The following is a 20,737-nucleotide window of genomic DNA, read 5'->3' on the forward strand; positions in this document are numbered from 1 at the left end:
TTTGAGCCTTTGCAGGATAGATTCTATACCGAAGCACTTTCAACAATCAGTTCACCTTTTAGGTATCAACCTTTTAGGTATCAATATACTATCCAATAATCTTTCTCTGGCATATTATTTTATGTAGTTAGTTACTATACATATGTTAATAAAGTTGCGTTGTTGGAGTTGACGGGCTGTATCCCGCCTTTGAAAAAGCGGGGATTAGCCCTTAATGCTCCTAAATTCTTATAAACCTTTATATTATTTAATAATTTCAAAGTCGGGGAAAAAAGACAGAAAAAATTTATTTTTTGGAGAACATGTTTTTGATTAGCCGGAAAAACAGGGAAAAAACAGGGAAAATTCCTTAAAATCCCAATGTTTCCCTGAGCCCTTTACTGCTTTTCCTGAATCATCAGGACAGCCAGGAGGACGAGTAAAATCCCTGCGAACTGCCAGCCGGAAAGCACCTCCCCAAAAAGGAAAAAACCCACAAGAGTCCCGACAACAGGTTCAACGGTGGCCACTATGGAAGCACGGCTGGACTCGACTTCCTCCAGCCCTCTGGTATAGAAAAGATAGGCAAGCACCGTGGGGAAAAGCCCGAGCCCTGCAAGGTAGAGCCAGAAACTCCCTGTGGAAAAGGCAGCTGTCATATTTCCAAAGCCGCTCACAGGAAGGAGGGCGAGGCTTGCAAAGACAAAGGTGTAGGTTGCAATCGTCATGCTATGGTACTTTTCAAGGGCAGCTTTCCCGAAGATACTGTAGAGTGCATACCCGAAACCCGACCCGATCCCGGCAAGGAGCCCTAATCTTGAAATGGAAAGAGAGCCTCCGAAAAAAGGGAGATACCCGGTAACGAAGGCGCAGCCTGCAAAGGTCAGCCCCAGGGAAAGGAGCTTTTTTGTCCCCAGGTGCTCTTTGAAAAAAACTCTTGAGAGGACCGCAACGAAAGCCGGGGAGGTATAGAGGAGAATAACGGCAACAGCAATCGAAGTCTCCTTCATGGTCGTGAAATAGCACAGGTTAAAAAAAGCAAGGCTGAAGATGCCGGTTCCCACAAAGTAGAAGGAATCCCGGAGCCTGATTTTCAGTAGTTCCCGCCTGGTGAAAAAAAGATATAAGAGCATAATCACGGCAGCGGCAAAGACCCGGAGGGACACCACCTGCAGGGGCCCGAAGCCGAAACCGTAGAGCCCCCGGACAAAGACCCCTATGGTCCCCCAGAGAATCGCACCTGCCGTAATTAGAAAATAAGCCTGTTTTTGCATCGCTTGATCCGCCTGTCAGGAGATTGAAAAGGTTGAAGATAAAGGAAAAAGCAGTCGCCCAGAAAAAACCTGAAAAAATATCCGATAAAACCGGAAAAATTTTCTGCTGATACGTGCACTGAACAACTCTGCTACTGCACGCAAACAAGGTACATAAGGGTTTCCCGGAAATAAGCCTGAGCCTGCCGAAGAAGTACATCCGAAAACACCGGGAAAAAGGAATAAAAACTGTAAGAAGAGTCGGCAGGATTTTCAGAAGGACGGGGTGAATAGTGTTTTTATTAGGATTTGGCCTGAGTGTCCTGCTCAGAGGAACTCAAGGCATAAAGATACGTAATACTCTCTTGCAATTCGCTTGAGCCACTCAGGCACCAGACAATACCTGTCTACAACAATTTCATTCAGATAGTAAAGGGCTTCCTCGGTCCTGCAGTCGCAAAGCCGCTTTATTGCAGTCCTCCTGCCCCAGGCAGGACTCTCATTATCAAGGGCTTCAAGATAGAGTTCGTATTCCCTGTTGTTGTCCATTACATTAAAAATATCTACGAAGGAATATAAATATTTGGATCGGATGCAGGAATGAAAATATTTTCGGCCCCTTTATGCCCAACCCGGCCTCCGGAAGTTTTCCGAAACCCGGAAAAAACTGAAAAAATGACCTGGATTAAAAAGCGCCGGTCTAAATGAGAAAAATCGGGAAAGGACTCGAAAACAAGAAAAACAAGAGGAGAAAAAACAGAAGATAGAAATTAAAAGAGAATTCCCATACAGAGATCAGCTGCTGGGAATCCCCCACTCAAATGGTCTGTGCCTTCTTTGCTATGCGACAAAGAAGCATGTTAACAAATAACACGAGTGATATTTATATTTTCCGAAATTCTTTTAAAAAAGTATAAAAATTTGTTAATGACGCTCTAAACCTTTCGAATTCCACAGCTAAACGGGAAGAAACAGAATAACACAGGAAAAGCTTCAGGGATGAAAAGATCAAAAACGGAAGAAAATGGCCTTAAAATACTTAAGAAAGAGAAGATGGAAACAGCAAAAGAAAGCAATAAAAGAAAGCAATAAAAGAAAGCAATAAAAGAAATGAAAATAAAAAAGTATCTGATTGTTAACGAAAAAAAATATAAAATTGAATTCTCATTCAACGGCCAATTGATGAGAATTCCTGCACAAGGTCTTTTTTGTTCGCTATGCTATAGGAAGTATGTAAACATTCATCAGAAAACAATATATAACTACCGGGATTGAAATTTTAACCGTAAAATCATATTTGCCCCTTTTGAACATTTTGATGCAACCAATAATTTTAAGGAGTTTTTAATTTTTATCGTCACCCAACAGAAATTCACCAAATATTAAAAAATTAAAACAAAAAAAGAAAAAGATTTGAAAATTTAACATAAAATAGAGATATTGAGCATAACTAAAAAATATTTTTGCATCGGCGAATTTAAAAATAAATGAATCTTTTTAGATAATGAAGAGCGCCAATATTTTGTAAGAGAAGAAAAAAATCTGCAAGCAGGTATTTTTCCGAATACTTCCCAAAAATAATAACATTTATTTTATCCTAAAGCGAATATAGAGATATGTTCCATAGAAAAAATTTAGGGATACTGGGGGCCGGGACCTCTGAAAAAGCCAGGGCTCTTGTGGACAGGATAAGTCCCGGGACAAACTCTTCCCTTGTAAAAGCACTCAAAAAAGTATCAGGAAACTCCGAAAACTTCAAAATAAAAGAGGAGCTGCCGGAAATAGAGGAATTCCGGGAAGAAAATAAAAAAGAAAAACCTGAAGGAAATACGGAAGATAGAACGGAAGAAAATAAGAAAGAAAAAACGGAAGAAAACTCAAAACCTGGAAGTAAAATAGGACCGGAAACAGACTTCAAAACAGGAAAACTGAACAAGCTTGCCGCGGGAAGCTACACCTCTTTTTTCAACATGGAAACCCCGTCAGGCGATGAATTTATCAGGTTAATCGATTGGCTGGACCGAAAAAGGGAAGAAAAGGGAGCCAGCGATGTCACGGACATCCGTAACCTTTCAACCCTTCCCAGCTACCAGGCCGAGCTGAAAAAAATCGTTACCGAAAACCGGGCCTATGAGCTGAGAAAAGCCCTGGAATACATCGAGTACCGCAAAGTCTTACTGATTACCGGCATCGGCGGTATGGGGAAGTCCACCCTTGCAAGAGCCCTTACAGACTTCAGGCCTGTTGGCGTCCCCGAACCTTTCTACTTTGACTTCAGCCGGAACCGGGACGCAAAACTGGGGGATGTCCTGGAAAAACTTGCCTCCTGCCTGGGTGCCCCGGAAATTGCGGATTTTCGAAAAGAAAGGAGAGCCGCCGGAGAAGTTGATGTTGGCAAACTAATTGCCGAACTGAAAAAAAGAAGCCAGTCCTGGCTCCTCTTCGATGGGCTTGAATTCATGCTTGAGGACAGGCGCTTTCTGGAAGAGGGGATGGAAATGTTTTTCTCTGCCCTCAGTTGCAGCACCCACAACGCAAAGATCCTCATAACAAGCCGGGTCCGGCCTGTCCTCAAAAACGGAGAAAGCCTGGATGAAGCCGGGGAAGCCGGAGAAAACCTGCGCCTTTTCGGCCTGAGGACCGGGTTTGCGGTTAAGTACCTCACCGGAAAAGGGCTTTCCTGCACGGAACCCGACATACTTGAAGAACTGGCGGCAGGTGTGGACGGACACCCCCTGGCCCTTAAGCTTCTCGCAGAATTTGTGAAGAAATCCGGGGACATAGAGGCGCGTGAAGCCCTGAGCATATGCAGGGAACGCGAGGAAGATGCTGCCAAAAAGGCAAAAAAACTGTTCGACGGGCTGGCAGGGGATGAAAAAGAACTCCTTGGGCGAATCTCGGTATATCGCAAGCCTGCGGACATAAAGGCCCTCAAGATGATGTTTACCGAAAAGACCCCTGCAAATGCCGTAACGAGACTGCTTGAGAGGTCCCTGCTTGAAACCGACAGCTGCGGAAACTACTGGATTCAGCCTCTGATCATGGAATTTGCATCCCGGGGCCTGGAAAATAAAGAAGAAGCGCATATGCTTGCCTGCAAGTATTACCTCTCCACAGACCTCCCCGAAAACCCCGGGAAAAAAGAAGAGCTGAGTTTGGCAATCGAAGCCCACCACCATGCCTGCGAAGCCGGGGCATACGACCTTGGAGCCTGGGTCATCTACCGTTCAAACCTCTATTTGCTCCTGGACCTCTGGGGGGACTCCGGGACCCTTGCAGAACTATACGGGCGTTTACTCCCGGAAGACCCGTTTAAGGGTGAGGTTTTACTGAGAAAAGAAATCAAGGGTTTTGTTTTCGGGAACTCAGGACTGACCTGCAGCCGTCTGGGATACCTGAAAAAGGCAGTCGAGTATTATGAGCAGGCACTAAAAATTGCAAGAGAAACGGAGGATTGGCGAGGAGAAGGAAACCGCCTTGGGAATTTAGGAAACGCATACCTCCAGCTTGGAGATCCCGAAAAAGCAATCCAGTACTATGAACAGATACTCGAAATTCACAGAAAAATTGATGACCGGAACAGAGAAAGTGCGGACCTTGGAAACCTGGGGCTTGCATACTCCCGGCTCAAAGAGCCGGAAAAAGCAATTAAATATTTTGAACAGGCGCTCAACATTGCCAGAGAAACCGGAGACCGGCGCGGGGAAGGAAAACGCCTCGGAAACCTGGGCAAGGCTTACATCCAGCTGGAAGACCCCGGAAAAGCAATCGATTTTTTCAAAAAATCCCTTACTATAGGAAAAGAGCTTAACGATCCCGGGATAATCCGGTTCTGCGAACAGGAACTGAAATGGCTTGAGGCAGGGAGTTGAACAACCGAATTCGGAACTATCCATACGGGATTCGGAAAAATACCATACTAAATCCGGAAAAAAGCAATCCCAAATCAGAAAAATCCATACCGAACTCGGAAATACCCATGCAGAATCAGGAAGTATTCACCTGGAACTGATCGCCTTCACAGGGTCAAGTTTCGCTGCCTGCTGCGCCGGATAGATACCAGCAATAAGGTTCAGCAGGAAGACTGCAGCAATTATGATGATTATGTCCTGGGGCCTGACAACTACGGGGATGGAAGAGATCCCGCCGAACTGCTCGGCAAACTCCACGCCTTCGGGATATTCGTATTCCCCTATCCATAGGGCGATGATAACGCCTGTGAGAGTGCCGGCAAGGGCGCCCAGGAGGCCGAGGATTCCGCTCTGAAGGAGAAAGATCGTGCGGATGCTTGAGACTGAAGCCCCCATTGCCCGGAGCATGCCGATCTGGCGGGTTGCCCCGATTACCGAGAGGTTCAGGGTGCTAACCACGCCAAAGGAAGCAATTACGACGATCAGGCCCAGGGTGATGTTGTTCGAGGTGGTTTCTATGGCTATGGTGCGCAGGATTTCAGGGTTGGACTCGGTCCAGCCTTTTGCTTTGTATCCGGTCTTTTCGATTTCGGCTGCGACCTCCCTGTCCCTGTTAAAGTCATCGAGCCTTACGGAAATTCCGTTTATGACGTCAGAGACGTCATAGAAGTTCTGGGCAGTGTCAAGAGAAGTGTAAGTCAGGGACTCGTCAAGGGGAGAGCCTGTGTGGAAGATCCCTACCACCCTCAGGGGTAGGGGGTTGGCGTTCGGGAAGGAAACATCCACAAAATCGCCCTGTTTGACCTCGAGTTTTTCGGCCAGTTTCGAGCCGAGTACCACGGTATTCCGCGAATACTCAAGCTCCCGGAAGCTGCCCTCCACCATGTCAGCTTCAATCCCGCTAATCTCATTTTCCCTGGAAGGAATAACGCCTTTCAACTCGGCATTTCTGGAATTGGCCTTGAACTTAAAAGAAGCCTTCCCGGTCAGGTAGGGAGAGGCTGAATCAACACCTTCTATTGAATTGATATCCTCAATCAGGGTCCTGTAGAGGTAAATGTAGTCCTCGTCTTCTTGCGGGGACACCGAGACATGGGGGAGTTTGTTTACAGTTGTATCGTAAAGCTCCCCGGTAAAACCGACCATCAGAGCCTGGGAAACCGTAAGCACCATTACGGCGAGAGCGATGGCTCCCACGGAAAGCAGCGTCTGAAACTTTCGGGCCCTTATCTGCCGCAGGGCAATATAGAGTTCATAGCGCATGGGAATTCACGGTATTTTCTTTGATTCTTTGAAATCGATCTCAACTTCGCTTCCCAATAAACTTCGTTTCCCAATCAACTTCGTTTCCCTAAAAAAACAGAAACTGCAGCAAGCCCTGCCAGCCCCGCACCAATGGAAAAGCCCGGGATTCCTCCTCCGTTTTCCCCTCCAGGGGATTGGGACTCGTTTGCTGCACCCTGGGCTTCCCCGTTTACATAGGAATCTGAAGAAAGGTCGGACTCGATGATCGTCTCACGGCGTTCGATAACGTCCCCGTCGTTGCCGAAGAGCTCGATTTCAAGCCTGTAGACTCCTTTGGGGAGCCTCTGGTTCCAGGCAACTTCCACGGTTTCGTCGTCATCGTTCAGCAGCACGGGGACTCTTTCCCGGATAGACTCCACGGGTCCGGAGGTTTCCTCCCCGCCGCCGTTCTTCAGTTCGTAGACCGTAAAAACCAGGCTCCCTTCGAAAGGCACCTGGGACCTACCAAACACGGTCGCACTTGCTCCGGTCTCGTCTTCGAAGATGTCCGTAATCTCCGCATCATCCCTGGCAGTGAAGGGCTCGGTGGAAGCGATAAACTCCCTCTTCGGGGAATATACCTGGATCTTCACCCTCCCCAGGTACTCCCTGTTGTTCTCAAGCAGGGTTCCCCAGGCTGCGGAAAAGGTTTCGGGGGTGCTTGTGAGGCTCACTTTTTCGGTTTTTGCCGTGTACACCACATCAGAGCCGTCCACAAGCATGTACTCGATATCGAAAAGCACGGCTTCGACAGGGGAGAGTGCGACACTTATCCCTTCGGAGTTGGGGATAAGGTCATTGACCCGAAGCCTGGAAACGGAACGGGTCCCGTAGGCAAACCCGTATTCGGATTCGGAAAGCAGTTTCCCTTCCCCGGACAGGCTGGCCCTGAGGTAGTAAGACCCGCGTTCTGCATTTCCGATGTCCCAGAACCCGACCTTGATGACCCTGGTATTTGCAGGAAGGCTGTCAACGGAAAATACCTGCCTGTCAAGGACTTCCTCACCCTTTCCTTCGGGCCTGACCAGAACTACCTCAAGGGTCAGGGCTTCCTCCGGCTCTTCGGAGTAGAGAGTCACGTCAAATGACTCGATGTCACTGTAAAGTTCGGCTATGCGGGCTTTGCCCGCTTCCCCTGCCGGCGGGTTTTCAGCTGCAAAAGCCGGGAGAGCCGGGATAAGAATCATCAGGATAATTAAGAAAAGCGCGGATTTCATGGTCTTTTTTCCCAGATTCGATATGAAAAAGATTGCCTTGATCTTATTTAAAAGAAATGTAGCCGGATAGAAGCACGATTCTCTTAAAGGGAATACGGGAAAACAAAAACAGGAAAGAAGTCAGGAAAACAAAAAAGAGCAAAGATTGGAAAAAAAGGAGAAGGAAACAAAAACAAAAAAAGAGCAAAGATCGGAAAAGAAAAAGGAAACGAAAACAACAAAAAAAATAGGAACAAAGATTGGAAAAAAGGGAAAAGAAAACAAAAAACAGTAACAAAGACAGGAAAAAACAGGAGAAAGAAAGAGCAAAGAAGGGAACAAGAAAACAAAGGTTGAGAAAGAAAAAAGCCAGAAAAACCCCGGTTTTTTTGGGGCAAGTAAACAAAACCTGCAGGGAATCCGAAAGTATTTATTCTTTAGCCGAAGTATAAGAAGGTAATTATTAAAATTAAACAAGTTTACTTGAGTTATTTCCACGTGAATAAAATATGGCAATTATTATATTCATAATGAATTCACAAATTTAATTCACAAACTGTTCGAGCAGAAGGATATGGTAAAAATGGAGAAGAAAAGCGTCTTGGTCCTGGGAACCGCCTCCCACGTTGGAAAAAGTTCAGTCGTGACTGCCATATGCAGGATCCTGTCCAGAAACTACAGGGTTGCCCCCTTCAAGGCTCAGAACATGAGCCTGAACTCCTGGATCACAAAGGACGGGAAGGAAATCGGGATTGCCCAGGCTATCCAGGCAAAGGCTGCCGGAACCGAACCCACAGCCGATATGAACCCGGTCCTCCTGAAACCCAAAGGAGACTGCGTCTCCCAGGTAATCCTGCTCGGGGAGCCTTATGCGGATAAGAGCGCAGGGCAGTACTACGACTCCATAGATGAGATGAACGCTGTCCTGGAAGGAGCCCTGGAAAGGCTCTGGAACGAGCATGACTTTATCGTCATGGAAGGTGCAGGCGGGGCTGCCGAAATCAATCTCTACGAAAGGGACATCGTAAACGTCGGGACAGCCAGGCTCACGCAGGCTCCGATCATCCTTGTCGGGGACATCGAAAGGGGAGGGGTCTTTGCAAGCCTCTATGGCACCATTGCCCTTCTGCCCGATGATGTGCGGAAAAACGTTAAAGGGTTTATCATCAACAAGTTCAGGGGCGACCTGGAAATCCTGAAGCCAGGCTTAAAACAGCTTGAGGAAAAGACCGGAATCCCGGTACTTGGTGTCCTCCCCTATTTCAAGCTCCATATCCCCTCCGAAGACTCGGTCTCCCTTGGGGACAAGGAAGGAAAAGAGACGGGGAAAGAAATCGAAATTGCGGTCATCCGCCTGCCCAGGATCTCTAACTTCACGGACTTCGAGCCCCTGGAAGGGTTTGCGAAAATCCGCTACGTGGACCTTGACGAAGACCTCGGAAACCCGGACGCGATCATGATCCCCGGAACAAAGAATACGGTCAACGACCTGCTCGACCTGAGGGCAAGCGGCATGGACAAAAAGATCCGGGCATTTAAGGGAAAAATCCCGATCTTCGGCATCTGCGGCGGTTACCAGATGCTGGGCAAAACAATCTTTGACTCGGGCGTGGAAAACGGGGTCGAAGCGGAATTCGAAGGCCTCGGGCTCCTGGACATCGGGACGAAGTTTGGCGCCTACAAGAAGAAAACGATCCAGGTCACGAAAAAGGTCAACGCCTACGGCCCGATCCTGGCCCCCCTCGACGGGGAAGAGATAAAGGGATACGAAATCCACATGGGCATAACCGACTCCGGCCGCCCGGTTTTCGGGGACGACGGAGCCATTGACGAAGCCGGCCTTGTAATCGGCACGTACCTGCACGGGCTTTTCGATAACAGGAATATCCGCAACGCCCTGATAAAGTACCTCTCCGAGAAAAAAGGGCTCGAATACAGGCCTGAAGAGGCAATGACCGAAGACGAAGCCTACGAAGAGCTTGCCAGAGTTGTGGAAAGGAACCTCGACATGGAAAAACTCTACGAAATCGTAGGGGCTTAAACGGTTGGCTTAAATAGCCCGCAATGCCAGGAAAAAAGAAACAGAAAGCAAATAATTAACCCAGACAATGAGGAAAGGTACTGTACTCCACAGTACCCAAAAACTCCTTAAAACTGAAATATCCTCAAAATCTAAACTTGTTTTTTAAAAAAGAGGGTATTGAGCGGTTTTTGGGGAGAATATGGGGAGTATTTTGGAATGAACAATTTTCAGTACCATTGGGGCCAGGTACACTTTTTGGGGGGTATTGTAAATCTCCAAAAGAGTTTGCCGCTCAACATTTAACAGTTTTGTGTCAAAGTATATATTCATTATGAATTTATTCTACTGAATTTAGTTCAGTGACAAAGGTTCAAAAAAGCTCTGAATGCCCCACCAAAAAAATAAAGTTTAGTTAGAAGAGTACAAATTTCTCAAAATCCTAAACTTGTTTTTTTAAAAAAGAGGGTATTGAGCGGTTTTGGGGGGAGAATATGGGGAGTATTTTGGAATGAACAATTTTCTGTACCATTGGGGCTAGGTACACTTTTTGGGGGGTATAGTAAGTCTCCAAAAGAGTTTACCGCTCAACATTTAACAGTTTTGTTTCAAGGTATATATGCATTATGAATTTTTTCTACTTAACTTAGATCAGTAACTAACGTTCGGAAAAAAGACTCTGAATACTCTACCAAAAAAAATCAAATCATCGAGATGAATATAAAACAAAATAAAAAATGAAGAAATATTTAAAAAAGATTAAATAGAGGAAAGTTGCGGGTCAATCAAAATCCGAATCCTCAAAAAGGAATAACTCATCGATTGTCGTGTCCAGACATCTGGATATCCGGTAAGCAAGTTTAAGAGAGGGGTTATATTTACCCTTTTCAAGAAAAACTATGGTTTCCCTCCTAACCCCCACCTGCTTTGCGAGGGCTTCCTGGGTAAGGTCATGCCGGGCTCGGAACTCCTTGATCCTTGTTTTCACAGTGCGCCCTCCGAAAGTCCTTACTCTACATCACCTTTTTGCATGAAATACCACCTGAATACGTTTGCTGAAATGATCATAAAGAAAAGCAGGATACCAAGCACCGCCTCCGCCGTAAGCCGGGCAAGGTCGAAGTACTCCACCCAGTAAAGGATCGTAATCAGCACAAGCGTCAGGAGCCAGGAGTAGGTAATCCCGTAAGCTGCAAGTTTTTTTGTCCTCTCGTCCCTGTCGGGAAGCTCACCCTGCCTGAAAAGTCTGAAGGCCGTAACAAGAAAGATTATCAGACCCGCATTGATCAGACCAATAGCCAGAGTATCGACTTCAAGAAAAGCTGCCGAAAGCATCCCGGCAACCATCAGGGCTATTCCGAGAAACAATGTGTACCTGTACTTTCGTCCCATATTTTTCATTTTCGCCCACCAGTAAGAATTCATTAATTTGGAAGTTTGTTGAATATTACGAAGTATTTGTTCATTATTTGCAACATTTTGTGTGATAATAATAACTTTGAGTTAGATATAGATAACAAACAATAATATTTAAAAGTATTGCACAATAGAAGGATTCCAGTTAAAAATACATAACATATTGTGAGCAATATCAAACAAAAAGTAGGATATAGATAACAGATTTACAGGAATGGCCCTTTGGAATGTACAATTCAAAATTTCCGATTGGCCCGAGAAGTACTTCCCTTTACCCCGGAAACCGCTTTTCAGCCGGAGCAAGCGGCGTTGACGGGCTGGAGACATTAAGGCCAGGATAAAGAAGTTGATACGGATTTCCGGGCATGCAGCTACCTCAAATAAACTTGCAGTGATCTCTCGCTCAAAAGTACCTTCCCGGATGAGCTATAACCTGAAAATAGATGGAAATGCCGAATGTGAAAACAGATCCGGCAGTAAAATATCAGTAAGGAAAAAAAGTACCCGAAAAAGTTTTCAGAACATCCTGACTTCCCTGCCAAGCCCTTCCTTGACAGCCCTTTCATACACCATGTGCGCAGTTGCGACGTCCTGGATGGCCAGACCCGTGGAGTCGAAAATCGTGATCTCATCTTCCGAGGTCCGCCCTGGCTTCTTGCCTGCGATCACTTCTCCGAGCTGGGCATGGATGTCGTTTTCCGAGATGTAGTGCTTGGAAAGCGGGACGTTCACCTCCCCCGAATGAAGCGCTTGCACCATATCGTCCACGATTATCTTGGAGCGGATCAGGAGTTCGGGGTCCAGCTCCTCTTTTCCGACGGCGTCTGCCCCTATCGCATTTATGTGAGTGCCCGCTTTGATCCAGTCGGCTTTTACAATTGGTTTTCTGGTGGGGGTGGTGGTGACCAGGATATCGCAGTCACATACCTTCTGGACACTATCTTCGTAGCGGATCTCACAGGGAGACAGGTCTTTCATTTCTTCAATAAACTTCTCACAGCTTTCCCTGGTCCTGGAGGTGATTCTGACAAGCTCGGGCTCAAACACTTCGAGGAGGGCTTCAAGCTGGGTCCTTGCCTGGTTCCCTGCCCCAACCAGGCCGATGACCTTTGAGTCTTTCCGGGCAAGGTACTTTGCGGCAGTCCCGCCTGCTGCCCCGGTCCGGATGTCGGTCAGGTAGGTCCCGTCCATGATCGCAACTGGAGCCCCGGTTTCCGGGGAGATAAGGATAATGAGTGCCATCACCGTAGGAAGCCCACGCATGGGATTTCCCGGATGGACGTTTACTATCTTTACGCCTGTGATGTCCTCCTCCTCGAGGTAGGCAGGCATGGTCCGCAGGTCCCCGTTATAAGCGGTATAGTAGAGATAGGACTTGGGCGGCATCTGGACCTTGCCCAGTCCGTGCTGCCGAAAAGCGCTTTCCACCACTACCATATCAGAATGCATATCCACGACACTTTTTACTTCTTCCTGATCCAGCCACAACACTTCCATAGCACAACCCCTCCAGCCTGAGTCCTGAACGGCCTACCCCGCAAAACCAGGCCAGATTCAAATGAAACGGGGGATAAATCGGCAGGCATACATGCGTATAGACCAATTAAGCAGCATAAATTATCATAGTTAATGGTGTAAATATCTATATAAAATATATCTCAACTCATTTAAAGAACTTCCTTAAGGACAGGGATAAACATGGATAAAAAATCTGACAGTTCCCCTCCGATTCCTCTTTCGACTTTCCCTCCAATTTCCCCTCCGGATGCTCTCCTGGATAAATTGCTGAAACCTGCCAGGGACATCCGGAGCATCCTCCGCTGGGGCTACCCTAAATTTGCAACCATCCGCTTCGTGGCCGACCATTCCCGGCTGAACGCCGAAGAGCGGTATATCCTTACAAGGGTCATCCTGCCCCCGGACAGGATCGTTTCCAGGGTCAACAAAAAGGTTAACTGCAGCGACGTAAAGGGCCGGGACCTCCTCCTCGACGGGTACAACGTCCTCCTGACCGCAGACAGCCTCCTTAAAAAAGAAACCATGTGGTTCTGTGACGACAGCTTCATCCGGGACACCCGTTTCTACTTCAGCAAGTCGACCCAGGTTGAAAACATAGAGGAGGCCCTGGACGCTGTCCTCGCCTTCCTCTCCGAAAACGCCCCAAAGTCCGCAACCTTCCTTCTGGACGCCCAGATCAGCCGGAGCGGGGAACTTGCAGGTTTCATCCGACGCAAACTGGAAGAAAACGGGATTCAGGGCGATGCCAGGACCTCAAAAACCGTGGACTTCGAACTGAAAAAAGAGGGGGGAAACCCGGAAAGCAGTGTGGTTGTGGCAACATCCGACGGGATCGTGATCGATGCAGTCCGGCAGGTGCTCGATCTCCCGGCCTGCCTCATGGAAAAAAGAGGGATTGAACCGGTAAGGCTTTATTGACCCCCTGGATTTGCAGAGCCTGAAAGTGGAATTGCCTGTCCGGAGAGAAATTGGTATCCAGATGAAGAATTATCTGTCCTGGAAGGGAATTATCTGTCCTGAAATGGAATTACCTGTAATTCCTCTGAAAAACGTGGGCCTGCCGGTACATTTCTTCGGCTTCCGCGTACTGGCCTTTCTCTTTTAACAGGTCACCGTACCCGCAGAGGGTCCCCAGGTGTCGGGGGTCCAGTTTAAGGGCTCTTTTGTACTGGACTTCGGCTTCGTGCCTGTGCCCGAACCTAGCAAGCAGCCGGGCATACTCACAGCGGGCCTCAACATCCCTCGGATTTAATTTAAAATTATAGCGGAAGTGTGCCTGAGCCCCGTGGACGATCCCGTTTTCGGCAAGGAGGCGGGCGTAGTAGAGGTGAAGCTTCGGATTTTCAGGGTCAGCCTTGAGGGCTTCTATATAATAGGTCTCAGCTTCCAGGGGTTCCCCGTTTGCTTCCAGGAGCCGGGCGTAGTGGAAATTAGATTCCACATGCTTCGGGTCCAGTTCGAGGGCCCTTATGAAATGGTAATTCGCCTCGACTTTTTGCCCGCGTTTGAAAAGCAGGATCCCGTACCTGCAGTGGGCATTCACGTGCCGTGAGTCAAGGACCAGGGCTTTCCTGTACGCTTCTTCGGACTCGTCCGTTTTTTTGAGCCGTTGAAGCAGGCAGCCGTAATTGCAAAGCGTGTCCGGATGGAAGGGGTTAAGCTCAAGGGCCCTTTCATACTGTATCCTTGCAGCCTCCAGTTTCCCGAATTCGGAAAGGACAGCCCCGTAGCCGCAGAGCGCCTCAATATGTTCCGGGTTTGCCTCAAGCACCTCTTCGAATTCCCTGGCTGCAAGTTCTCCAAGCCTCAGGTCAGAGGCGGTTTTCCCTGCCAGGAGAAAAGCATCTTCCCGCAGATTCCCAAAAGCCAGCAGGGCACAGGCCCTGGAAAACACATATTTTTCCTTATACATTTTTTTAGTGTCAAAGATTGAGGCAAGTTTCAGCAGGGTCCCCGGGTAAACCGAATTATCTCCGGAAAAAGCAATAACAAACTCCACTGCGTCATCGAGGTCATCTTCATCCGATTCAACCTGTTCGATTATGTGAAACACAAGCTCATCGACAGCATCTATCTCCATGCCGAAAAACCTCCGAAAATTTCCCTCTAAAGTAAATGTATCCGGCTCGATATAAATAATTAGCTATTTTTATTTTTACGGGACGAAACGAAGAAACACAAAAGATTAAAATGAAATTTCACATGCCAGGGGCAATATCAATCCTTTGGGTAATTTCAATCCTTCTTTACACGCAAACTGTACCTAGTCTCGACGTCGTACATGCCTTCAAGCTCTTCCTCGGCCAGGATCCCCCTCTCAAGCAGGTCGCTAAGCGCTTTCCTGTCAACCGATTCCACCATGTCCCAGAGTTCCCGTTCCATAAGATAGGGTTTCAACCTGTTAAGGTGCCAGAGTTTCCATTCCGCCTTCTGCCTCCTGAGCTCAACGTTCCCTATCCTCAGCACGTCGATGTCTTTTTCCCTGCAGATATCCAGGATATGCTTCCTGAGTTCCTCCCTCCGCTTCTCCATCAGAGTTATCGCAGAGACCAGCTCCTCATACTCAAGCACCACATCGGCAAGGTCCATTTCTTCCGGGTTCTTCTCATTGATTTCAATTTCCATTCACCCACCCTCCTGAAAATTTTGGAATTTACTTTATAAATTAGAGTTAAAAGTAGCATTTATCCCTATGCAAAACACCTTTCAACCCCATGAAAAATGCCATTCATGCCCTTATAAAAAATACCATCAACGCCTTTTTTTCTGCAAGCATATATGCGGGAATCCGGTTTAAACTTCTCCTTATGCCCGGAAATCAGAAACGTTTATCGATTTAAAGCTCAAATTACTGTTTAAAAACAGGTTTTCCCCGAGGTGGTCCAGATCTCAGAAGAATTTCCAGACAAAACCGCAGCAAAAGAGGCGCTTAGCTCCCTCCTGCCGGAAATTGACTCCGTCTTTGACTCCGAGCCTGCCGTGCTCCGCATCGATAAGGAACCTGTCATGCTTGTAGGAGACATCCACGGCAACCTGGAAGCCCTTGAATTCATACTTAAAATGAGAGACGAAACGGGCTGTAAAACCCTGCTATTTTTAGGAGACTATGTGGACCGGGGACCCAAGGGCACCGAAGTCCTGGTAAGACTTTTTCAGTTGAAACTCAAAGACCCGGGGAATATATTCCTGCTGCGGGGCAACCACGAAACAATTGAGATGAACCTCTACTACGGTTTTTTTGAGGAAATAGGCTCCAACCCCGGTTTTCTGCTGAGGGTCAGCCGCACGTACGAAAAAATGCCTGTTGCAGCCGTCCTTTCCGGCCACACTTTCTGCGTGCATGGGGGGGTAAACGGTGTTGAAAGTATTGAAAATATCACAAAAGAAGGAGCCTTTCCCTACCTCTGGAACGACCCCTCGGAAAAACCCGGGATGAGCACTTCGACAAGAGGCGACACGGTAAAAGAATTCGGGCCCGACGTTGTGGACGGCTTTTTAGAGGCAAACGGCCTTAAAAGAATCGTAAGAGCCCACACCGCGCTCGGGAACGGGTACAGGTGGTGGTTCGAAGGAAAACTGCTCTCCCTCTTCTCCTGCCCTGACTACGTTGGGCTAGGAAATGCAGGGGCATTTGCCCTCTTCGAGAAAGAGGAACTTAAGCTCTTTTTCTTCGGGAGCCAGCAGGATTAAAGGAATTAACTAGATTGCGCACTAAGGTTGTACAGTAACGGGATTGTACACTAAAGGGATTGTACACTAAAGGGATTGTACACTACTTCTCCCCGGGAAAACCTGAAAAGTCCCGGTTTCCCCTGATATAACGGGATTGTGCACTAACGGGATTGAACACTACTTTTCCCCGGGAAAAACTGGAAAGCCCCGGTTTTCCCTGATAGAACCTGTTTTGCCGGATAATGCCAAAATGTTTACCTTAGCTTCCTCAGTCAAGGATAATCCAGGTTTCAGTCATTTTGTTCTTTATATCAGGGTCCAGCTTCATAGCCTTCATGTACTGCTTCTTGGACTCCTCAAACCGCCTCATTTTCCTGAGAAGTAGGCCGTAGCTGTAATGGAGAGGGGGATAATAAGGGTTAAGTTCCAGGGCCTTCCGGTATTCGTCTTCGGCTTCTAAAAAGCGCCCGATTTCCACAAGAAGGTTGCCGTAGCTGTAATGCCCCTCGGGACTTTCCGGGTCCAGGCTGAGGGCCTTTTTGTATTCAAGTTCAGCTTCATGCCTCCGTCCGAAACGGGCAAGGAGGTTTGCGTAGTTGCAATGGGTCTTTGCATCGTTTTCGTCCAGGGCAAGGGCTTCCATATACTGCTCTTCGGCTTCCGAGGCCCTGCCTTCCCTGGCAAGGAGATTCCCGTAGTTGAACCGGGTCCGCCTGTGTTTCGGGTTCAGGGAAAGAGCTTTTCTATATTCGCCCTCCGCTGCTGAAGCGCGCCCCAGGAAAGAAAGCAAGACGCCATAGTTGTGGTGAAGGACGGGGTCCTCGGGGTCCAGCTCAAGTGCAAGGCTGTATTCTTTCTCTGCATCCCGAAGCCTTCCGAGCTCAAAGAGCAGGTTTGCATACCCGCCTCTGGCAGGGACATACTCGGGATTGGCGGCAAGGACCCTGGAATAAAGCTCTTCGGCTTCCCTTATGCGCCCGAACTCGACTAAAAGGCATGCATACCCGGAATTCGCCCTTAAATGCCCGGATTCGGAATCAAGCACCGCCTGATACTCCCTTTCAGCTTCATGGATTTTTCCAAGTTCCATAAGGAGATCGGCATAGGAGCAGCGGGCATCTGCATTTTTCGGGTTTTTGGTTAGAACCTCCGTGTAGCTTGCCTCGGCTTCAAGGGGAAAACCCATTATGTGAGCAGCGGTGCCCACTGCAAACTGGGCACTTTCCCTGAGCTAGCCTGAAGCAAGCCGGGTGCAGGCTTTTGCAAACACGTACTCTTCCAGGGGCATTTTCTGTTTTCTACAGGCATCTGCAAGGTCAAGCAAAAGTTTGGGGGGGATAGATCGTTCTTCTGACAGTTCAAGAGTAAAATTAACTGCAAAACAAAGGTTTCTCTGGTCGGGGTCGATTTTTTCAATAACGGTAGATACAAATTCATCAATCATGTCGAAATCCATGTATCCGGCACCTCATCAAGGGTTTTGGGGGGGTAGAGGTTTAAGGTGTCAGTACAACACTTGCAAAATGTTTAATTGAGCTCTAAATATGCTTAGGTATTATCAAAATATATTTGAGCCTGCCCTAAATATATTAGTGCTGGAATAGTTTGCACAGTAGTCGATATAAGATTAGAATCATCGTATAACATCCTTTCCCTTTGCACCCCAAAGTGAAACAGTTGGCTGAATTTGAGAGCAGTGACCCCCACATTTTGAAGTTCCTGACTGAGAATCGAATCTTGTTTACCGCCGGGACAACCTGGCATGAGGAATAAAGCCAGTGTCCGGGGAATTAACCGGGAAAGCAGGCTACATGAAAATCAAGGGATAATACAGGAAAAATCAAAGGATAATAAGGAAAAAAAAATCAAGGGATAATATGGAAAAAATACCCGGCAAAAAGGGAATTAAAAAAAGGACACCATGCAAAACGAAATCGAACAAAAAAGAAAAGTTGAAAGAAGTTTGGGAGTTGGAAGTTGGGGGTTAAAAGAGAACAGGCGAAGAATCCGAGGATATGGCCTTAATATAGTGCTTCTTTGCCTCATCAAAGCGCTCGAGCTTGAAAAGGAGCAGGCTGTAGTTGTAGCGGGTATTAACGTCTTCGGGGTCCTGTTCAAGGGCTTCCCGGTACATGGCTTCGGCCTGCCGGAACATCCCGAGCCGTTTCAACAGGTTGCCGTAGTTGCAGAGCGTAGGGACATGGCAGGGGTCCATTTCCAGGTTCTCTTTGTACTGAATTTCTGCTTCGTGATAACGCCCGACATCAAAAAGGAGCTGCCCGTAGTTGGCCCTGGCATCCGCATCATCGGGTTTCAGCCTTAGAATAAGCCTGTACTGCATTTCCGCCTCTTCGGTCCGGCCGGATTCCGAGAGCAGGTTGCCATAGTTGCAGAGGGCACTTATATGGCCCGGGCTTACCTCCAGAACCTCTTTATAATGCATTTCGGCTTCCTCAAACCTTCCTTCCTGCTTGAGGAAATTGGCATAATTATAGTTGGCTGCCACATGCTCCGGAACCTGTTCTAGTGCCTTTCCGAACTGCTCTTCAGCCTCCTCTCTCCTGTCAAGTTCCACCAGGAGGTTTGCATAGTTGCAGCGGGTGTTTGCGTTCCCGGGGTCCAGCTCGAGCACGGTCTCAAACTCACGTTCCGCGTCCTGCAGTTTCCCTAGCTCGAAAAAGAGGTTGCCGTAGTTGCAGTGGGTACTGACATTCTCCGGCTCAAGTTCAAGTGCCCGCCTGTACTGCTCCTCGGCTTCAAGTTTCCGCCCCAGCTCTGCAAGGACTATCCCCTGGTTGCAGAGGGAATTGACGTGCCCGGGGTCAAGGTTCAGGGCTTCATCAAATTCCTGAAGAGCTGTTTCCTTCATCCCCATGAAATAAGCAATCACTCCAGAAAGGAAATAAGCTTCAACCTGCTGCTCCCCTTCGCCCATGAGGGCGCAGGCCTTAATGAACACGTACTCTTCCCTGAACATCCCCTTTGAGTCGCATATCTTTGCGATGTTCAGGAGATAATCGGGAGAAATCCCGTTTTTCCTTGAAAACTGGACTGCAAACTCAAGCCCGGCACCGGGTTCTTCCTCATTTTTCCTGACCGATTCCACAACATCAAAAACGAGTTTATTGATCATGTCCAGGTCCATAAAAATCAATTCTCCCAAAAATAATTCCCTGGGAAAAAGCTTCAGCTTCCTCCTTATTTATTCACTGTTTTCAGCCAATAAATACTTTATTATATAATTCGGATTCAGGGAAAGGGTTTTCAAAAAAGTTGTCCTGAAAACGGCTCATTCAGAAAATATCCTCAAGAACAGAAAAGTCAGAACAGAAAAGTCAGAACAGAAAAGTCAGAACAGAAAAGTCAGAACAGCGGGAGGAGTTCATTTCTGCTTACCTTCAGGCCCCGGATTCTGCCTGGAGCCCAGTGCCAATCCCATAACCAGCCCTACACCTGCACCCATTGACATGCCGAGAACCACCCCGGTTGTCTGGGAGCCTGCAGCTGGGCCGAGAATGAAACTTCCCAAAAGGATCCCCAGCGTAGCTCCAATTCCGATTCCCGGAGCCATCCATCTTCCAGGGGACTGCTGTTCTTTTTTGTCTGTGTTCATAACATTTACACCACTCGTTTTTCATTTAGTGGATTTTTGCGTATTCTTTGCATCTTTTGATTTTTCATCGAGTTTTCATTGAGTTCCCTTAAGTTAATTTCTTCTATTTGTTTAATTTTCGGTTTTTAGTTTTCTGAGGAAAACCGAAAAAAGGCGATCATTTAAGGGCGAATTCCACAGCTGCAAGCGCATGAAGCTTTGTCGTATCAAAAAGAGGAACTTTCGCATCTTCCTGCCCGACCAGAAGCGGGATTTCGGTGCAGCCCAGGACGATGCCTTCGGCACCCCCGGAAACCAGATTTCCGATTATTTCCCTGAACCTCGCCCTGGAAGCTTCGTTTTTTACGCCCAGGCAGAGCTCATTGAAAATCACGCTGTTTATGAAGTCCCTGTCTCCTGCCCCGGGGATGAGCACCTCGATCCCGAACCTTTCTTCAAGCCGCTTCCTGTAAAAGGCTTCTTCCATTGTGAACTTCGTCCCCAGCAGCCCGACCTTTTTGAGCCCTGCTGCCCGAATTTCAGCCGCTGCCGCATCCGCAATGTGCAGCAACGGGATGCCGGCTCTTTCCTCCACCTTTTCCGCAAGCTTATGCATGGTGTTCGTGCAGATGAGCAGGAAATCCGCTCCCGAGCCCTTCAGGGAAAGCCCGGCCTCGCCCAGGCAGGCTTCCAGCCCTGCCCAGTCCCCGCCGGCCAGCATTTTCTCGATATCCCCGAAATCGACCGAATAGAGGACGCACTTTGCGGAGTGCAGCCCGCCAAGCCTTTCTTTTACCGCTTCATTGATGAGCCTGTAATATTCGAGGGAAGATTCCCAGCTCATCCCGCCGATAAGTCCTATCATTTTCATTTAGAGAACTCCTTGATAGCTAAAG

Annotated in this window: 20 protein-coding genes; 6 read left to right on the top strand and 14 right to left on the bottom strand. The window is 47.8% G+C overall.

The features are described from left to right. Positions 1 to 377: 377 nt before the first annotated feature. Positions 378 to 1,253, bottom strand: coding sequence for a DMT family transporter (locus FTO70_RS11975; RefSeq protein WP_255335993.1), 876 nt, complete (start codon positions 1,251 to 1,253; stop codon positions 378 to 380). 306 nt (positions 1,254 to 1,559) lie between these two features. After that, positions 1,560 to 1,781: a hypothetical protein gene (locus FTO70_RS11980; protein ID WP_255335994.1), complete on the bottom strand. Its 222-nt coding sequence runs from the start codon at positions 1,779 to 1,781 to the stop codon at positions 1,560 to 1,562. A gap of 1,067 nt (positions 1,782 to 2,848) precedes the next feature. Between FTO70_RS11980 and FTO70_RS11985 the strand changes: the two genes are divergently transcribed. Beyond that, the gene (locus FTO70_RS11985; protein ID WP_255335995.1) at positions 2,849 to 5,104 is read left to right on the top strand and encodes a tetratricopeptide repeat protein; all 2,256 of its coding nucleotides are present in this window, start codon (positions 2,849 to 2,851) and stop codon (positions 5,102 to 5,104) included. Positions 5,105 to 5,230: 126 nt separating this feature from the next. On the opposite strand, the gene FTO70_RS11990 is transcribed toward FTO70_RS11985, so the two are convergent. Further along, positions 5,231 to 6,406 (bottom strand): ABC transporter permease, encoded by a 1,176-nt coding sequence (locus FTO70_RS11990; RefSeq protein ID WP_255335996.1) that lies wholly within the window; start codon positions 6,404 to 6,406, stop codon positions 5,231 to 5,233. A 74-nt stretch (positions 6,407 to 6,480) separates the two neighbouring features. Further along, positions 6,481 to 7,644, bottom strand: a complete 1,164-nt coding sequence (locus tag FTO70_RS11995; RefSeq protein ID WP_255335997.1) for a hypothetical protein — start codon at positions 7,642 to 7,644, stop codon at positions 6,481 to 6,483. A gap of 145 nt (positions 7,645 to 7,789) precedes the next feature. Here FTO70_RS11995 and FTO70_RS12000 point away from each other — a divergent pair, with 145 nt between their 5' ends. The 3 genes from FTO70_RS12000 to FTO70_RS12010 all read left to right on the top strand — a co-directional run bounded on the left by FTO70_RS12000 (position 7,790) and on the right by FTO70_RS12010 (position 9,664). Continuing rightward, positions 7,790 to 7,918, top strand: a complete 129-nt coding sequence (locus FTO70_RS12000) for a hypothetical protein (protein WP_255335998.1) — start codon at positions 7,790 to 7,792, stop codon at positions 7,916 to 7,918. Beyond that, positions 7,884 to 8,075: a hypothetical protein gene (locus tag FTO70_RS12005; RefSeq protein ID WP_255335999.1), complete on the top strand. Its 192-nt coding sequence runs from the start codon at positions 7,884 to 7,886 to the stop codon at positions 8,073 to 8,075. Before FTO70_RS12000 ends, FTO70_RS12005 begins: the two co-directional genes overlap by 35 nt. Positions 8,076 to 8,206: 131 nt before the next feature. Then, the gene (locus FTO70_RS12010; RefSeq protein ID WP_255336070.1) at positions 8,207 to 9,664 is read left to right on the top strand and encodes a cobyric acid synthase; all 1,458 of its coding nucleotides are present in this window, start codon (positions 8,207 to 8,209) and stop codon (positions 9,662 to 9,664) included. Between the two features lie 760 nt (positions 9,665 to 10,424). Here FTO70_RS12010 and FTO70_RS12015 read toward each other — a convergent pair. From FTO70_RS12015 to ala, 3 genes are all read right to left on the bottom strand, one after another. Next, positions 10,425 to 10,631 (bottom strand): helix-turn-helix transcriptional regulator, encoded by a 207-nt coding sequence (locus FTO70_RS12015; RefSeq protein ID WP_255336000.1) that lies wholly within the window; start codon positions 10,629 to 10,631, stop codon positions 10,425 to 10,427. A gap of 20 nt (positions 10,632 to 10,651) precedes the next feature. Then, positions 10,652 to 11,044 carry a hypothetical protein gene (locus FTO70_RS12020; protein ID WP_255336001.1) on the bottom strand — a complete coding sequence of 131 codons (393 nt, stop codon included), beginning with the start codon at positions 11,042 to 11,044 and terminating at the stop codon, positions 10,652 to 10,654. Positions 11,045 to 11,575: 531 nt separating this feature from the next. Further along, entirely contained in the window at positions 11,576 to 12,556 is a 981-nt protein-coding gene (ala, locus tag FTO70_RS12025; RefSeq protein ID WP_255336002.1) for an alanine dehydrogenase, read from the bottom strand. A gap of 201 nt (positions 12,557 to 12,757) precedes the next feature. Here ala and FTO70_RS12030 point away from each other — a divergent pair, with 201 nt between their 5' ends. Then, positions 12,758 to 13,495: a DUF434 domain-containing protein gene (locus FTO70_RS12030; protein WP_255336003.1), complete on the top strand. Its 738-nt coding sequence runs from the start codon at positions 12,758 to 12,760 to the stop codon at positions 13,493 to 13,495. 109 nt (positions 13,496 to 13,604) lie between these two features. Here FTO70_RS12030 and FTO70_RS12035 read toward each other — a convergent pair whose 3' ends face one another. Further along, positions 13,605 to 14,657, bottom strand: a complete 1,053-nt coding sequence (locus FTO70_RS12035; protein WP_255336004.1) for a tetratricopeptide repeat protein — start codon at positions 14,655 to 14,657, stop codon at positions 13,605 to 13,607. 155 nt (positions 14,658 to 14,812) lie between these two features. Further along, a complete protein-coding gene (locus FTO70_RS12040; protein ID WP_255336005.1) occupies positions 14,813 to 15,202 on the bottom strand; it encodes a hypothetical protein in 390 nt (129 codons plus the stop codon). A 252-nt stretch (positions 15,203 to 15,454) separates the two neighbouring features. On the opposite strand from FTO70_RS12040, the gene FTO70_RS12045 reads away from it, so the two are divergent. Beyond that, complete coding sequence (locus FTO70_RS12045) at positions 15,455 to 16,267, top strand: metallophosphoesterase (protein ID WP_255336006.1); 813 nt, start codon at positions 15,455 to 15,457, stop codon at positions 16,265 to 16,267. A gap of 250 nt (positions 16,268 to 16,517) precedes the next feature. Here the strand turns inward: FTO70_RS12045 and FTO70_RS12050 are convergent, their stop codons facing one another. The 5 genes from FTO70_RS12050 to FTO70_RS12070 all read right to left on the bottom strand — a co-directional run bounded on the left by FTO70_RS12050 (position 16,518) and on the right by FTO70_RS12070 (position 20,712). Then, complete coding sequence (locus tag FTO70_RS12050; protein WP_255336007.1) at positions 16,518 to 17,456, bottom strand: tetratricopeptide repeat protein; 939 nt, start codon at positions 17,454 to 17,456, stop codon at positions 16,518 to 16,520. Positions 17,457 to 17,480: 24 nt separating this feature from the next. Beyond that, positions 17,481 to 17,705, bottom strand: coding sequence for a hypothetical protein (locus tag FTO70_RS12055; protein ID WP_255336008.1), 225 nt, complete (start codon positions 17,703 to 17,705; stop codon positions 17,481 to 17,483). A gap of 528 nt (positions 17,706 to 18,233) precedes the next feature. After that, on the bottom strand, positions 18,234 to 19,412 hold the full coding sequence (locus FTO70_RS12060) for a tetratricopeptide repeat protein (protein ID WP_255336009.1): 1,179 nt from the start codon (positions 19,410 to 19,412) through the stop codon (positions 18,234 to 18,236). A gap of 219 nt (positions 19,413 to 19,631) precedes the next feature. Continuing rightward, a complete protein-coding gene (locus tag FTO70_RS12065; protein ID WP_255336010.1) occupies positions 19,632 to 19,862 on the bottom strand; it encodes a hypothetical protein in 231 nt (76 codons plus the stop codon). Positions 19,863 to 20,019: 157 nt separating this feature from the next. Then, positions 20,020 to 20,712, bottom strand: coding sequence for an aspartate/glutamate racemase family protein (locus FTO70_RS12070; protein WP_255336011.1), 693 nt, complete (start codon positions 20,710 to 20,712; stop codon positions 20,020 to 20,022). Positions 20,713 to 20,737: the final 25 nt, after the last annotated feature.

This window comes from Methanosarcina sp. KYL-1 (assembly GCF_024372725.1).
GTDB lineage: Archaea > Halobacteriota > Methanosarcinia > Methanosarcinales > Methanosarcinaceae > Methanosarcina.

Bases quoted from the DNA above. Each gene is read 5' to 3' on its own strand.
- FTO70_RS11985 (WP_255335995.1), top strand. From the start codon at position 2,849: ATGTTCCATAGAAAAAATTTAGGGATACTGGGGGCCGGGACCTCTGAA.
- FTO70_RS12030 (WP_255336003.1), top strand. From the start codon at position 12,758: ATGGATAAAAAATCTGACAGTTCCCCTCCGATTCCTCTTTCGACTTTC.
- ala (WP_255336002.1), bottom strand. From the start codon at position 12,556: ATGGAAGTGTTGTGGCTGGATCAGGAAGAAGTAAAAAGTGTCGTGGAT.
- FTO70_RS11995 (WP_255335997.1), bottom strand. From the start codon at position 7,644: ATGAAATCCGCGCTTTTCTTAATTATCCTGATGATTCTTATCCCGGCT.
- FTO70_RS12035 (WP_255336004.1), bottom strand. From the start codon at position 14,657: ATGGAGATAGATGCTGTCGATGAGCTTGTGTTTCACATAATCGAACAG.
- FTO70_RS12070 (WP_255336011.1), bottom strand. From the start codon at position 20,712: ATGAAAATGATAGGACTTATCGGCGGGATGAGCTGGGAATCTTCCCTC.
- FTO70_RS11990 (WP_255335996.1), bottom strand. From the start codon at position 6,406: ATGCGCTATGAACTCTATATTGCCCTGCGGCAGATAAGGGCCCGAAAG.
- FTO70_RS11975 (WP_255335993.1), bottom strand. From the start codon at position 1,253: ATGCAAAAACAGGCTTATTTTCTAATTACGGCAGGTGCGATTCTCTGG.
- FTO70_RS12010 (WP_255336070.1), top strand. From the start codon at position 8,207: ATGGAGAAGAAAAGCGTCTTGGTCCTGGGAACCGCCTCCCACGTTGGA.
- FTO70_RS12065 (WP_255336010.1), bottom strand. From the start codon at position 19,862: ATGAACACAGACAAAAAAGAACAGCAGTCCCCTGGAAGATGGATGGCT.
- FTO70_RS12040 (WP_255336005.1), bottom strand. From the start codon at position 15,202: ATGGAAATTGAAATCAATGAGAAGAACCCGGAAGAAATGGACCTTGCC.
- FTO70_RS12020 (WP_255336001.1), bottom strand. From the start codon at position 11,044: ATGAAAAATATGGGACGAAAGTACAGGTACACATTGTTTCTCGGAATA.
- FTO70_RS12055 (WP_255336008.1), bottom strand. From the start codon at position 17,705: ATGGATTTCGACATGATTGATGAATTTGTATCTACCGTTATTGAAAAA.
- FTO70_RS11980 (WP_255335994.1), bottom strand. From the start codon at position 1,781: ATGGACAACAACAGGGAATACGAACTCTATCTTGAAGCCCTTGATAAT.